Origin of the sequence: Allobosea sp. Tri-44 (assembly GCF_004123845.1) — a bacterium.
Lineage (GTDB): Bacteria > Pseudomonadota > Alphaproteobacteria > Rhizobiales > Beijerinckiaceae > Allobosea.
The window spans coordinates 18,440-31,746 of record NZ_NBDP01000038.1 but is presented as its reverse complement, the minus strand read 5'-3'; the positions used below and the strand labels follow the sequence as shown (position 1 = coordinate 31,746).

Below are 13,307 nucleotides of genomic sequence, written 5' to 3'. Positions count from 1 at the left end.
AGGAGCCACCCGCGGTCGGAGAGGTCACGACGAGCGAGTGGAGCAGCGAAACAGGCCAATCTGGCATCTCCGCCACGGTCGATCATCTCTCCTCTCGGTCCAAGGCGTTTTGACACGGCCAGGACCCGTTGCGGACATTGGCGGGCGCATGCCCACCTGGTTCCGCGCATTATTGGACACATGTTAACGGTAGCGGGCGGTAGCTCTTCGCCCGCATGACAGGGCGATTCACTGTTTCAGACCGGACCTAGTCCCGTGCTAGCTAGCGTCGGGCGCGGCCACTCCGTCTAGCCCTGCGGCTTGCGGCGGCGATAGGTATGAATTTTCGACAGGTTGCCGCATCGGTCCATCGAACACCAGCGCCGCCGGCTTGACTGCGACTCGTCCAGAAACAGAAGCGAGCAATCCGGGCCTTCACATTCCTTGATCCGTTTCGCCGACACGCGGGCGAGCAGCAATACGGCGTCGCGCGCAATCGAAGAGGTCGCGGCATCGACCGGATCGCGACTGTTCCATTTCACGGTTTCGGCGCCATGCCCATTCAATTGCGGGATGAGATCGGGAGCCGTGGCGGCGGCGTTGAGTGCCGCCAGATCGCTCGGCTCGAAACGGGTGCCGGTCATCGCGGCGCGGACCAGGCGATAAATCGTCTCGCGGAGCTTCCTCAGGGCACCGAGCTGCACGAGGCTGACTCTCGCGCCGGATCCGCGCGGCAATACACCCGCAAGCTCAAGCCACGCCTCTGCGGTAGCGCTGTCCGCGAGCCGTTCAATCGGCTTTACGTGGCGCTTTCCCAGTGTAGCGATCAGATCGAGGCTCGATCTACCGCCGACGAATCTAAATTCCGTCGCTTCCATTTCCCCATTCTATTTCACTTGACACCGATTGAACTAGTGTAAATATCGACACCTATTCATATGGTGTCAGAGATAGGTGGACGATGCGCGTTGTGCAAGTTACGGAATTTGGCCCCCCGGACCGGTTGGTAGCGGCCGAGGTTCCCGATCCCAGTCCAGGCGCCGGTCAAATTTTGATTCGCCTCGCGGCGGCCTCGGTGAATCGTGCGGACGCGCTACTTCGGGCGGGCGGCTATCATATCTTGCCGCCTCTGCCGGTGACGCCGGGAACCGAGGGGGCAGGCTTCGTTGAGGCGCTTGGCGCGGGCGTCGACGGCTTTGCAATCGGTGATCGGGTTGTGGCGTGGGGCGTGCCTGGCTTTTACGCGGAGCTTGTCGTAGCGGAGGCCAAGAAGGTTGTTCTCCTTCCGCCGAGCGTGGATTTTGACGTCGCGGCGGCGCTTCCGGTCACATGGCTCTCGGCGCGCTATTGCCTCAATGAGCTGGCGCGCGTTCGCAAGGGCGATGTCGTGCTGATCCATGCCGCCGCCAGCGGCGTGGGAAGCGCCGCGATCCAGGTCGCCAAGCACGCGGGCGCAGTAGTGATTGCCGTGGTCGGCTCATCGGACAAGGAGGCGTTCGTCCGTAATCTCGGTGCCGGCCATGTCGTGTTGAGAGGCGACCAAGACCTCATTGAACAGGTTATGCGGCTAACGGACAAGCGCGGCGCCGATGTCGTTCTCGACCTTGCTGGTGGTGAAGCGTTCGCCCAGAGCGTGCGGGCCGTGGCGCAGGGCGGCCGCGTCGTGGCGATGGCCAATGTCGCCTTGACACCAAGTACTATCGACACACGCGATTTCTATCCGAAGAATGTCACCATATTCGGCTTTCAGTTCACCAACCTGCAACGACTTGGGTGGAATCCGCGCCCTGATCTTATTGCTCTGCTCGATCTTGTCGCCGCGGGTCGCTTTGTCGTTTCGATCGATCAACGTTTTCCGCTCACTGATGCGGCTGCGGCGCATCGGCGGATCGAATCGAACGAAACCCGGGGCAAGATTCTTCTCACTGTCGGGTCATGAAGGCGTGGGCTCTCTTAATGCCGCTCCCATCCTCCGCCTCGTTCTCCTAAGTGGCTCCGCCCCCGTTCTGGTGATGGGCGGCACTCGCGAGTTCACCCCGATGTTTCGCTCGAACCGGAATGGCAGCTTTCCACCCGTTGCGGACAAGCGCTGACATCGACGATCAGAAACAGAAAGCAGCCCCGCGCCGCCCATATGAGCGGCGCGGGACGTCAACTCAGCCCAGCTTGCCGTAAGCCGGCACGGTCAGGAACTCCTCGAATTCCGGTGCCAGCGAGAGCTTCGAGAACAGGTCGATCGCCTCGGGGAAGCGGCCCTTGTCGTAGGCGTCAGCGCCGAGCTCGCTCTTCACCCGCGCCATCTCCTCCGGCAGGCAGCGCTTGAACAGCTCGGCGTCGACCCTGGCGCCGCCTTCGAGCTCTGCGCCGTACTGGACGAACTGCCAGATCTGGGCGCGGCTGATCTCGGCGGTCGCGGCATCCTCCATCATGTTGTAGATCGGCACCGCGCCGCGGCCACGCAGCCAGGCTTCGAGATATTGCACGCCGACGCGGATGTTCTCGCGGAAGCCCTCCTCGGTGCGGGTGCCTTCGTGCACCTCCAGCAGCTGCTCGCGGCTGACCGAGACATCCTCGCGCAGCTTGTCGAGCTGGTTCGGCTGCGGCATCAGCCGGTCGAACACCTCGTTTGCCACCGGCACGAGATCCGGGTGGGCGACCCAGGTGCCGTCATGGCCGTCGCCGGCCTCGCGCTCCTTGTCGGCCTTGACCTTGGCGAAGGCGGCGGCATTGGCCTCGGGATTGTTCTTGACCGGGATCTGCGCCGCCATGCCGCCCATCGCGAAGGCGCCGCGGCGGTGACAGGTCTTGATCAGCAGCAGCGAATAGGCGCGCAGGAAAGCCTTGGTCATCACGACCTGCGAGCGGTCGGGCAGGACGAAGGCCTTGTTGCGGGCGAGCTTCTTGATGAAGGAGAAGATGTAGTCCCAGCGGCCGCAATTGAGGCCAGCCATGTGGTCGCGCAGTTCGTAGAGGATCTCGTCCATCTCGAAGGCGGCCGGCAGGGTCTCGATCAACACGGTTGCCTTGATCGTCCCAGGCTTCAGGCCAAGCGCGTTCTGCGCCGCGACGAAGACGTCGTTCCAGAGCCTGGCCTCGAGATGGCTTTCGAGCTTAGGCAGGTAGAAATAGGGGCCCGAGCCCTGCGCCAGCGCCGCCTTGGCGTTATGGAAGACGTAGAGGCCGAAATCGACCAACGCGCCCGAGGCGATCTCGCCATCGATCTCGATATGGCGCTCCGGCAGATGCCAGCCGCGCGGGCGGATGATCAGGACGGCGGGCTTGTCCTTGAGCTTGTAGGCCTTGCCGGTGCTCGGCTCGGTGAAGTCGATCTTGCCGGCCCAGCGGTCTTTCAGGTTGATCTGGCCTTCGACCATGTTGGCCCAGACCGGCGAGGAGGCGTCCTCGAAATCGGCCATGAAGACCTTGGCGCCGGAGTTCAGCGCGTTGACGATCATCTTGCGATCGACCGGGCCGGTGATCTCGACGCGGCGGTCGAGCAGGTCGGCCGGGATCGGCGCCACCTTCCAGTCGCCCTCGCGGATATGGCGGGTCTCGGCGAGGAAATCGGGTGTCTCGCCGGCATCGAAGCGCTTCTGGCGCTCCTTGCGCACGGCGAGCAGGCGCTTGCGGGTCTCGTTGAAGCGGCGCTGCAGCCCGGCGACGAAGGCGAGCGCGTCATGGCTCAGGACCTCGTCATAGCGCTCGGCGAGCGCGCCCTTAACGACGACGCCGGCGGGAAGATTCAGGCTGGTCGGGGCTGTCATGGCTCTTGTCTCTCTCACCTACATCAGGTGAGCGCAGTATGCAGCGATCCGATTTTATCGGGAATAGCAGAGAATATCAGATGATCTGATCCGAAACAGAAACAATGCCGCTTCACCGCGAAAGCAGCCCTGACTACGCCATTGCAAGTGCATGTCACGGCGCGGGGCGTGCCGGTTGACGATCAGGGGACTTGTTCATGACCGCCACCCGCCTCGGCCTTTTGACCGCTGCGCTTGCAACCTGCCTCATGGCCGCACCGGCTTTCGCCCAGAACCGCTGCGCCGTCACCGACCCGACCGGCACGCCGCTCAACATCCGCGAGACGCCCAATGGCGAGATCATCGGGCGCGTCACAAACGGCGCCGGCATCAGGGTGATGAACACCTCATTCGACGAGCGTGGCCGGCCCTGGGCGCTGATCAGCCCGCGCGGTCGCAACCATGTGGTGGGCTGGGTCTACCGGGAGTTCGTGTCCTGCTATTGAGGCGGGGGCCGCAGTCTCCACCACGTCATGCTCGCCCTTGTGGCGAGCATCCACGTCTTGAACACTGAATTCGATCGACGAAGCGAAGACGTGGATGGTCGGGACAAGCCCGACCATGACGGAGGAGGCTACCGCACCGCCAACTCGCCGAACCGCTTCAGGAACGCCGCCTGCGCCGCTTCCGTCGCCTGCGGCTCGAGCAGCGCCAGAACCTCGCGCGGCAGGGCCTGCGGGCGGCCGAAAAAGCGCAGGGCTTCCTCGCGCTCGAAGCCGGCGAGCTCGGTCGCCTCGAGGAAGGCCGAGATCTTGTCGGCGTCCTTGGTCTTGCGCTTGACGATCGCTGGCGTCACTGCCGGCAGGCCAAAGCGCAGATGGATCGCCGCGAGCAGGCGCAGTTCGACGCCCTTATAGGCATCGCCCATCACCGCCTTGAACGGCGAGATCATGTCGCCGATGACGTATTCAGGCGCATCGTGCAGCAGCGCCATCAATCGCCATTCGCGCGACCAATCCGGATTGAGATGCCCCGCGATCGCCTCGACCAGCAGGGAGTGCTGCGCCACCGAGAAGGAGTGCACGCCGCGCGTCTGGCCGTTCCAGCGCGCGACGCGGGCGAGGCCATGGGCGATGTCCTCGATCTCGACGTCGAGCGGGGAGGGATCGAGCAGATCGAGCCGCCGGCCCGACAGCATGCGCTGCCAGGCGCGCGGCGGGGTGGGTGGTTTGGCCATCAGGCGGCGGGGCGCGTGTCGCGGGCGAGCGCCGCGCATTCCTGCCAGCGGAAGCAGCCGGTGAGATGGTCGTTGACCATGCCACAGGCCTGCATCACCGCGTAGACGATGGTCGGGCCGCAGAAGGTGAAGCCGGCGGCCTTGAGTTCCTTGGAGATCGCCTTCGACACGGCGGTCTCGGCCGGCACATCCTCATGGGTCCGGAAGCTGTTCTGGATCACGCGCCCGTCGAGATGCTTCCAGAGGAAATCGGTGAAGGGTCCCGTCTCGCTGAGCCTGAGATAGGCCTGCGCGTTGCGGATCGTGCCCTCGATCTTGCCGCGATGGCGGACGATGCCGGCATCGGCGAGCAATCTCTGGACATCGGCCTCGCCGAAGCGGGCGACGGTCTCCGGCTCGAAACCGGCGAAGCCGGCGCGGAAGGCGTCGCGCTTCCGCAGGATGGTGATCCAGGACAGGCCGGCCTGGAAGCCGTCGAGCATCAGCTTTTCCCAGAGCGTGCGGGAATCATATTCGGGCACGCCCCATTCGGTGTCGTGATAGGCAAGGTAGAGCGGATCGCTGCCCGGCCAGATACAGCGAAACTTGCCGTCGGGCCCCTCGACCGCTTCGCGCCCGCTCATGCTGCCGCTCCGAATTCTGGCTCGCCGGGATAGGGGAAACGGATGAAGGACGGCTTGCTCGCCAGCGTGAAGGCGAGGCCGCCGGCATCGAGCTTGTGCCCGGCGGCTAGCGCGTCCGCCACGCGGTCGAGCCGGAGCAAGGCAAGGCCGCGGCCACCTGCACAAGAGCCGACGCGGCCGATCAGCTTGCTGCCGGCACTGGCCTCGACGCCGTCCTCCGGATTCAAGCCCTCGCTGAAGACGATCGGCACGACGCGCGAACGGGCGGTGCCGCGGTGCTGCATGCGCGAGACGACCTCCTGGCCGATATAGCAGCCCTTCCTGAAGGAGACGCCGCCGAGCTGGTCGAACAGTGCTTCGTGCGGGAAGGCGTCGCCATAGAGGAAGTCGCGTCCGCCATCGGGGATGCCGAGGCCGATGCGGCGGGCATGGTAATCGTCCATGCCGCCGTCGACGAGCTCGTCGGCGCCATCGCGGTCGACGATGGCGCGCTCGCCGAGTTCAGGGACGCGCGGATCTGCATAGACCAGCCCGGCATCGGCCGGCAGCTTGCCGCCATCGGTCGCAGCGATCACCGTCGCCGTCTCGCTGAGATCGTCGAGCCCGACCTTGGCGCGCAGCTTGTAGAGCTTCAGCTTCTTCATCAGGTCGGCGGTCTGGAGCAGTGGCGTGTCGAGCAGGAAGCCGCCGCCCTCGGCGTCCGGGACCGCGACGACCAGAAAATCGCCGATGATCTTGCCTTGCGGTGTCAGGAGCCCGCCGTATCCGGCGCGTTCGGCCGTGACGGTCTCCATTGCATTGGTGACGATGTTGTCGAGGAAATCGCGGGCGTCGCCGCCGCTGACGCGGATGACGCCGCGGTCGACCAGTCTGGTTGCCGGCATGGCGGAACTCTTTCAGCGATCGCTGTTTCGGCGCGGGCGCCGTTCGCCCCGATAGTTAGGGTGCTTCGGCCGCAGGCTCAACTGATGCCGCCGCGGGGACAGGAAACGGGTGCCGTAGTCCGTCAGAAGTCGATCTCAAATTTTTTCTCTCGCTCTGTCGATCCGGGGTGTTCCCGTTCGACGTGTCCATAAGAAGCAGCAGAGGTCGCAGGTAATTGCGACGGCCGCTTGAGCTTCGGAGAAGCGACGCGGGATGAGCTCCCGCAAGTTCGGGAGATGTCAGATGAGACAAGTCGTTGCCGCCACCTTCGTGTCCCTCGACGGCGTCATGCAGGCGCCGGGCGGCCCGCAGGAGGATCCGCAGGGCGGCTTCAGCCATGGCGGCTGGACCTTCCACTACTGGGACGATGCGATGGGCAAGGTGATGGACAAGGCCTTCGTCGATAATTTCGACCTGCTGCTTGGCCGCCGGACCTATGACATCTTTGCGGCGCACTGGCCCTATGCCGGCGACGATCCGATCGCGGTCAAGTTCAACGCCATCACCAAATATGTCGCGACCTCCGAGCCGCAGACGCTGACCTGGCAGAACACCGTCGCGCTGCGTGGCGATCCCGCCGCGGAAGTCGCGGCGCTGAAGCGGCAGGATGGGCCCAAGCTCCTGCTGCAAGGTTCGAGCGAGCTGATCCAGGCGCTGCTGGCCAAGGACCTGATCGACGAGATCACGCTGCTGACCTTCCCGGTCGTGCTCGGCAAGGGCAAGCGCCTGTTCGGCTCGGGCGCCATGCCCGCCGCGTTCAAGCTCGTCGAGAGCAGCGCCTCGAGCACTGGCGTGCTCATGGCGACCTATCGCCGCGAGGGGGAGGTCACCACCGGCTCGTTCGAATTCGCCGAGCCGAGCGCCGCCGAAATCGCCCGCCGCGAAAAATATGCGGCCAAGGGCTGAAATTTTTTCAGAGCCTGTCGATCGGGGCGTTCCTCGTTCGACGTGATGACAGAGGGCGGGAATTCTCCCACCCCGTACCGACGCAAAACCAACCCCGACAGACAGGAGAAGACCGATGCGCGTGATGGTTCTGGTCAAGGCCGACAAGGACACCGAAGCCGGCGTGATGCCGAGCGAGGAGATCCTCGCCCAGATGGGCGCCTATAATGAGGAACTGGTGAAGGCCGGTGTGATGCTGGCGGGCGATGGGCTCCATCCGAGCTCGAAGGGGCTGCGCATGCGCTTTTCGGGCTCGCAGCGGACGATCATCGACGGCCCCTTCGCCGAGACCAAGGAGCTGCTCGCCGGCTTCTGGATCTGGCAGGTCCGCTCCTTCGAGGAGGCGGTCGAGTGGCTGAAGCGCGCGCCCTTCGACGGCGGCACCGAGATCGAGATGCGCCCGATCTTCGAGATGGAGGATTTCGGCGAGGCGCTGACGCCGGAACTGCGCGAGCAGGAAGAGCGCCTGCGTGCCGAGACGGCGAAGCGCGCCGGCTGAACCCGTTACAACCCCAACATCCGATTCAATCCGGACGGTGCGAGGCAAGGCCTCGCCCGCTCCACCTCAAGGAGAAGACCGATGCGTTTCATAGTGCTGGTCAAGGCGACCAAGGACAGCGAAGCCGGCGCGGCGCCGACCCGGGAGCTGGTCGATGCGATGATGGCCTACAATGAAGAGCTGGTGAAAGCCGGCATCATGAAGGGCGGCGACGGCTTGCAGCCGAGCGCCAAGGGCGCGCGCGTGCAGTTCGACGGTGACAGGCGCTCCGTCGTCGATGGGCCCTTCGCCGAGACCAAGGAGTTGGTCGCCGGCTACTGGATCTGGGAGTGCAAGTCGCTCGACGAGGCGATCGCCTGGGTCAAGCGCTGCCCCAATCCGATGCCCGGTCCGTCCGAGATCGAGATCCGGCCGGTCGTCGACCTCGCCGATTTCGGCGATGCGGTCTCGCCCGAGGCCGATGCGGCCTGGAAGCGCCTCAAGAGCGAGGTCGGCGACAACGGCTGAGGCGCTTGCCAGAGACGATCGCTGATGGTGTGTATCGCAGCCGATGACGGCAAGCGATGCACACCGCGCGATCGAAACGGTCTTCAGGATCGAGGCCCCGAGGTTGATCGCGGGCCTCGCCCGCGTCACCCGCGATGTCGGCCGCGCCGAAGAGCTGGCGCAGGACGCGCTCGTCGCCGCGCTCCAGCAATGGCCGGCCGAGGGTGTGCCGCGCAATCCCGGCGCCTGGCTGATGCAGGCCGCCAAGCATCGCGCGCTCGATGGCCTCAGGCGCGCCAAGATGCTGCAGCGCAAGCATGACGAGATCGGCCGCGATCTCGATGATGAGGCCGATCCGACCGCCGAGATCGAGGAGGCACTCGACGACGAGCTTGGCGACGACCTGCTGCGATTGATCTTCACCGCCTGTCATCCGGTGCTCGCCGTCGAGGCGCGGCTCGCGCTCACCTTGCGGCTGATCGGCGGGCTTGCCACCGAGGAGATCGCCCGCGCCTTCCTGGTGCCGGAGCCGACCATGGCCCAGCGCCTGGTTCGGGCGAAGAAGGCGCTGGCCGAGGCCAAGGTACCTTATGAAGTGCCGCACGGGCCCGAGCTTGGCGAGCGCCTCGCCTCGGTGCTCGAGGTGGTCTACCTGATCTTCAACGAGGGCTATGCCGCGACCGGCGGCGAAGACTGGGTGCGCCCAGCGCTCTGCCAGGAGGCGATGCGGCTCGGACGTATCCTCGCCGGCCTGGCGCCGCAGGAGCCGGAGGTGCACGGCCTCGTCGCGCTGATGGAATTGCAGGCCTCGCGCCTGCGCGCCCGCATAGGGCCGGATGGCGCGCCGGTGCTGCTGCTCGACCAGAACCGGGCCCGCTGGGACCGCCTGCTGATCAACCACGGCCTCAAGGCGCTCGATACGGCGCGGAGGCTTTCCACTGCGCCCAGCTCCTACGTCCTGCAGGCCGAGCTCGCCGCCTGCCACGCCCGCGCCAATACCGCCGACGAGACCGACTGGCGCAGGATCGCATCGCTCTATGGTGCGCTTGGTGCGCTGACACCATCGCCGGTGATCGAGCTCAACCGCGCCGTCGCGGTGTCGATGGCGGACGGGCCAGCGGCGGGACTCGTATTGGTCGATGCGCTCGCCGACGCTCCTGCGCTGAAAAACTACCATTTGCTGCCGAGCGTGCGCGCCGACTTCCTGCTCAAGCTCGGCCGCCACGGCGAGGCGGAAGCCGAGTTCACCCGCGCCGCCGGGATGACCCGGAACCGGCGCGAGCGCGAGCTGCTGCTCAGCCGGGCGCAGACGGCGCGAAAGGCGGCCGGCTGAAACCGAGCGCAGCCGCCTAGCGGGCCGTTCTTCAGCGCATGAACTGCGCGATGGCGGCGAAGTCGTCCTGCCGCTGCCCGGCGGCGATCGCCTTGCGGAACAGGCTGTCCTGCGCCCTTGGGACGAGATCGTTCAGGCCGCGCTCGCTGCAGAGCTGCAGCAGCAGGCTGAAGGCGCCGTAATGAACGTCGATCGAGGCGAGCGTCGTTGCGTCGCCGGCAAAGCGCTTGTCGCGGATGCGGGTGACCAGGTCGACCAGTGCGCCCTCGACGACGGGAAGGAAGGCCTGGCGATGCCCCTCGAACAGGTCGAGCGCGATGCCCTCGGCCCGGCAGATCGCTGCCGCCTGCAACTGGCCGAAGAGCGCGCCCCACATCTGGCCGAGCAAGGCGAGGTCCAGCGCCGAGGCATGGCCGACATCCTCGCCGACGAATTGCGGGTTGCCGCCGAGCGCTACGAGGACGGGCCGGTTCGCCTCGAACAGCGCCTGCGGTCCGGAATAGAGGATCGTGCCGCCGGGTTCGCCGATGAAGTTCGGCGTCGCCATGATCGCTCCGTCGAGATAGGCGGTGCCGTTGCCGGCTGCCCACTGCGCCTGCTCGCGGGCCTGGTTCGGCGAGCCGGAGGACAGCTGGACGATCAGCTTGCCGCGCAGGGCGGCCGCAACCTCGGGCGACCGAAGCAGCCTGTCCGAATCGGCATAGGTGCTGACGCAGACGATAGTGATCTCGGCTGCCGCGGCGGCGGCGGACACCGACTGTGCGACGCTCGCGCCCTGGTCCGCGAGCACCGCCGCCTTGTCGGGCGAGCGATTCCAGACATGCGTGGCGAAGCCGGCGGCAAGGAAGGCGCGGGCAAGGGCCGAGCCCATGCGGCCGAGGCCGATGACGGCGATCGCAGGTTTCACAGTTTGCTCTCCTGACAGGCGCACGCGTGCAGATGCGATAGAAGGCACGCCTTCGATCGCGGCTCCGTGCGCGTTGGGTGTTGCAGGAGATTTCATCGATTTTCTTTTTGTTTCAATTACTTACTTGCAAGTAAGTGGTCTCTTGGAGGGAGCTATGCCAATCAAGGTCAACTTGCCGGACGAATGCGGTCTCGGCCAAGCGCTGTCGGTGATCGGCGGGCGCTGGAAGTCGGCGATCCTGTGGGAGCTGCACGAGCGCCCGCTCCGCTTCGGCGAGCTGCGCCGGCACCTGCCTGGGATCAGCGAGAAGGTGCTCTACGAGCAGCTGCGCGAGATGGAGCGCGACGGTGTCGTCAGGCGCGAGGCTTTCGAGGAAGCGGTGCTGCGGGTTGAATATTCACTGACGCCGGCCGGGACGGCGCTCAACGATGCAGCCCATGTGCTGGCCGAATGGGGCCTGGCTCAGGCGGGACGGAACACGCCGCTTCCTGCCGCAGCCGAATAGTCAGTGGCGCGTGCCGATGGTGAAGCTGCCATTGCGGATCTTCTCGGGCAGGGCCTCGGCGAAAACGGCGGTCGCTTCCTCGCCATAGGTCTCGACCAGCGTGCGCATCGCCGCGAACAGGGCGGCATGGGCGAGCGCGTCGGAATCGAGCCCATCCTGACGCGCCTCGGCGAAAGCGTCCTCGACATAGCTATAGGCGACGTGACGGGCGTCCTTGACGTCCTCGGCGAGGGTCGGATCGAGTGGCAGGTCGTCTGAGAGAGCGGACATGAAGGCAGCGGAACCCGGCGTCGAAAATTGCCCGTCGGACGGAACGAGGTTGGCGCTAGCCGCGACCGTTCCAGTGATTTGCAGCCTGAGGATACGGTTCATAGCCGGCGGGCGCCATCACGGTCTTTAAGAAAGGTTAATTCACGGGGGACAATTCTGCCTAAGAATGGCGCAAGCCCGTCCCAGAACTAACCACCGAAGCGGCTGGCGAGCGCCTTGGCCAGCTTCTCGCCCTCCAAAGCGAGGCGGGCGGAGGCCTCCTGGCTGCCGTCGCTGCAGGTGCGATGTGTCGCCGAATAGGCGCGGTAGCCGCGATTATAGGCGCTTGCGAGCCGCTCGCGCCGTTGCGGGCTGCGACCTTCCGATTCGAGCAGCGCGGCCATGCGTTCGCGCCAGTCCTGTGCCTCGCGGGTTTCGCAAAGCGTGCGCAGATAGGCGAGCGAGCCGATGATCTCGGCGAGCTTCAGCAATTGCGGCTCATAGGGCGGCGGCGGTGATTCCGGCTCTGCCGGTGGCGGCTCGGCGGGCCGCTGCTGTGGCTGGGCCGGCCGCCGTGCCTGCGCCAGCAGCGCCTCGGGGCTCGCGGCGAGCACGGCCAGAACCAGGGCTGCGAGCGCGCGCTTCGTCATGCACCAGCGTCGCGCGCGAAGATGGCAGCGGCGCGGCGCAGCACGTCGCCGAGTTCGCGCGTCGTCGGCAGGCCCCCCAGCTTCAGCGGATCGGCCCACATCACCGCGCCAGCTTCCGGTCCCGGCTGGGGCTCGCCGGAGAGCCACTGCCCGACATAGGAGGCGATGACGAAATGATGGGTGACGACGCCCTTCGGATCGCGGCCGACGATCTCGACATGACGGTTGAAGCCGAGGATGCGGGCGGTGACGCCGACCTCCTCCTCGAGCTCGCGCAATGCCGCTTCCTCCAGGCTCTCGCCGGCCTCGACCTTGCCGCCGGGCAGCGACCAGAGCTGGTCGGCCGGCGGCTTGGTCCGCGTCGCCAGCAGGACCTTGCCGTCGCGGAAGACGGCGATCGAGGCGGCGAGCACCGGGCGTGCTGCCGCACGGGCGGGGTTGGGGAAGCGGATGACCTGCCCGCCATCGTGCCCGCCGCTCTCGTCACTCACACGTGCTGCCCGCCATTGATGTGGAGTTCGGCGCCGGTGACATAGGACGAGGCGTCCGTGCAGAGGAAATGGATCGCCTTCGCCACTTCCTCGGTCTTGCCGAGCCGCCCAAGCGGCAGGGTCGCGACAATCTTCTCGGTGCCGGGCGAAAGGATGGCGGTGTCGATCTCGCCGGGCGAGATCGAGTTCACCCGGATGCCGAGCGGCCCGAAATCGGCGGCCATCTCGCGCGTCAGGCTGGCGAGCGCTGCCTTCGAGGTCGCATAGGCTGCGCCGGCGAAGGGGTGGACGCGCGAGCCGGCGATCGAGGTGACGTTGACGATCGCGCCCTTCGCGGCGGTCAATTCGTCGAGCAGGCCGCGCGCCAGCATGATCGGCGCGAAGAAATTGACCTGGAAGACCTGGTGCCAGTCGTTGAAGGAGGTCGTCGCCGCGCCGAGCCGGCCGCCTTTCGGCCCCTTCGGCGAGATGCCGGCATTGTTGACCAGCGCATTGAGCTTGCCGCCCTCGGCGGCGAGGCGCTTCTTGATCTCGGCGATGCCGCGCATCGTGTCCTCGGGATCGCCGAGATCGATCTGGATATGATCGTCGGCGCCGGACGGCCAGGGGCATTTGTCGGAGAAGGCCTGACGCGAGCAGGACAGGATGCGCCAGCCGGCCATCGCGAACTGCATCACCGTGGCGTGGCCGATGCCGCGGCTGGCGCCGGTCAGCAGCATGACCGGGCGCTTGCCGG

At 66.1% G+C, this 13,307-nt stretch carries 17 protein-coding genes; 7 read left to right on the top strand and 10 right to left on the bottom strand.

Annotation, left to right across the window (positions count from 1 at the left end):
- Nucleotides 1-287: 287 nt before the first annotated feature.
- Nucleotides 288-857 (bottom strand): CGNR zinc finger domain-containing protein, encoded by a 570-nt coding sequence (locus B6S44_RS22855; protein ID WP_129159197.1) that lies wholly within the window; start codon nt 855-857, stop codon nt 288-290.
- Nucleotides 858-940: 83 nt separating this feature from the next.
- On the opposite strand from B6S44_RS22855, the gene B6S44_RS22850 reads away from it, so the two are divergent.
- Entirely contained in the window at nt 941-1,918 is a 978-nt protein-coding gene (locus B6S44_RS22850) for a quinone oxidoreductase family protein (protein ID WP_129159196.1), read from the top strand.
- A gap of 217 nt (nt 1,919-2,135) precedes the next feature.
- Here the strand turns inward: B6S44_RS22850 and aceB are convergent, their stop codons facing one another.
- Nucleotides 2,136-3,743: a malate synthase A gene (gene aceB, locus B6S44_RS22845; protein ID WP_129159195.1), complete on the bottom strand. Its 1,608-nt coding sequence runs from the start codon at nt 3,741-3,743 to the stop codon at nt 2,136-2,138.
- 197 nt (nt 3,744-3,940) lie between these two features.
- Between aceB and B6S44_RS22840 the strand changes: the two genes are divergently transcribed.
- On the top strand, nt 3,941-4,228 hold the full coding sequence (locus tag B6S44_RS22840; RefSeq protein ID WP_129159194.1) for an SH3 domain-containing protein: 288 nt from the start codon (nt 3,941-3,943) through the stop codon (nt 4,226-4,228).
- Between the two features lie 128 nt (nt 4,229-4,356).
- On the opposite strand, the gene B6S44_RS22835 is transcribed toward B6S44_RS22840, so the two are convergent.
- Genes B6S44_RS22835 through ygfZ form a run of 3 tightly spaced genes read right to left on the bottom strand, consistent with a single transcriptional unit; the run spans nt 4,357 to nt 6,466 of the window.
- On the bottom strand, nt 4,357-4,959 hold the full coding sequence (locus B6S44_RS22835; RefSeq protein WP_129159193.1) for a YfbR-like 5'-deoxynucleotidase: 603 nt from the start codon (nt 4,957-4,959) through the stop codon (nt 4,357-4,359).
- Nucleotides 4,959-5,582 carry a DNA-3-methyladenine glycosylase I gene (locus B6S44_RS22830; RefSeq protein ID WP_129159192.1) on the bottom strand — a complete coding sequence of 208 codons (624 nt, stop codon included), beginning with the start codon at nt 5,580-5,582 and terminating at the stop codon, nt 4,959-4,961. Before B6S44_RS22830 ends, B6S44_RS22835 begins: the two co-directional genes overlap by 1 nt.
- The gene (ygfZ, locus tag B6S44_RS22825) at nt 5,579-6,466 is read right to left on the bottom strand and encodes a CAF17-like 4Fe-4S cluster assembly/insertion protein YgfZ (protein ID WP_129159191.1); all 888 of its coding nucleotides are present in this window, start codon (nt 6,464-6,466) and stop codon (nt 5,579-5,581) included. Before ygfZ ends, B6S44_RS22830 begins: the two co-directional genes overlap by 4 nt.
- Before the next feature lie 283 nt (nt 6,467-6,749).
- Here ygfZ and B6S44_RS22820 point away from each other — a divergent pair, with 283 nt between their 5' ends.
- The 4 genes from B6S44_RS22820 to B6S44_RS22805 all read left to right on the top strand — a co-directional run bounded on the left by B6S44_RS22820 (nt 6,750) and on the right by B6S44_RS22805 (nt 9,769).
- A complete protein-coding gene (locus tag B6S44_RS22820; RefSeq protein ID WP_129159190.1) occupies nt 6,750-7,412 on the top strand; it encodes a dihydrofolate reductase family protein in 663 nt (220 codons plus the stop codon).
- A gap of 115 nt (nt 7,413-7,527) precedes the next feature.
- Entirely contained in the window at nt 7,528-7,950 is a 423-nt protein-coding gene (locus B6S44_RS22815; protein WP_129159189.1) for a YciI family protein, read from the top strand.
- A gap of 81 nt (nt 7,951-8,031) precedes the next feature.
- Nucleotides 8,032-8,457: a YciI family protein gene (locus B6S44_RS22810; RefSeq protein WP_129159188.1), complete on the top strand. Its 426-nt coding sequence runs from the start codon at nt 8,032-8,034 to the stop codon at nt 8,455-8,457.
- 43 nt (nt 8,458-8,500) lie between these two features.
- Nucleotides 8,501-9,769 (top strand): RNA polymerase sigma factor, encoded by a 1,269-nt coding sequence (locus B6S44_RS22805; protein ID WP_129159187.1) that lies wholly within the window; start codon nt 8,501-8,503, stop codon nt 9,767-9,769.
- Nucleotides 9,770-9,800: 31 nt separating this feature from the next.
- Here the strand turns inward: B6S44_RS22805 and B6S44_RS22800 are convergent, their stop codons facing one another.
- Nucleotides 9,801-10,772, bottom strand: coding sequence for an NAD(P)-dependent oxidoreductase (locus tag B6S44_RS22800; protein ID WP_129159186.1), 972 nt, complete (start codon nt 10,770-10,772; stop codon nt 9,801-9,803).
- A 58-nt stretch (nt 10,773-10,830) separates the two neighbouring features.
- Here B6S44_RS22800 and B6S44_RS22795 point away from each other — a divergent pair, with 58 nt between their 5' ends.
- Nucleotides 10,831-11,181 (top strand): winged helix-turn-helix transcriptional regulator, encoded by a 351-nt coding sequence (locus B6S44_RS22795; protein ID WP_129159185.1) that lies wholly within the window; start codon nt 10,831-10,833, stop codon nt 11,179-11,181.
- On the opposite strand, the gene B6S44_RS22790 is transcribed toward B6S44_RS22795, so the two are convergent.
- The 4 genes from B6S44_RS22790 to B6S44_RS22775 form a co-directional block, all read right to left on the bottom strand.
- Nucleotides 11,182-11,451, bottom strand: a complete 270-nt coding sequence (locus B6S44_RS22790; RefSeq protein ID WP_110492788.1) for a hypothetical protein — start codon at nt 11,449-11,451, stop codon at nt 11,182-11,184.
- 188 nt (nt 11,452-11,639) lie between these two features.
- Nucleotides 11,640-12,080 carry a TIGR02301 family protein gene (locus B6S44_RS22785; protein ID WP_129159184.1) on the bottom strand — a complete coding sequence of 147 codons (441 nt, stop codon included), beginning with the start codon at nt 12,078-12,080 and terminating at the stop codon, nt 11,640-11,642.
- Entirely contained in the window at nt 12,077-12,571 is a 495-nt protein-coding gene (locus tag B6S44_RS22780) for an NUDIX hydrolase (protein ID WP_248309722.1), read from the bottom strand. Before B6S44_RS22780 ends, B6S44_RS22785 begins: the two co-directional genes overlap by 4 nt.
- Nucleotides 12,568-13,290 (bottom strand): SDR family NAD(P)-dependent oxidoreductase, encoded by a 723-nt coding sequence (locus B6S44_RS22775; RefSeq protein ID WP_129159199.1) that lies wholly within the window; start codon nt 13,288-13,290, stop codon nt 12,568-12,570. Before B6S44_RS22775 ends, B6S44_RS22780 begins: the two co-directional genes overlap by 4 nt.
- Nucleotides 13,291-13,307: the final 17 nt, after the last annotated feature.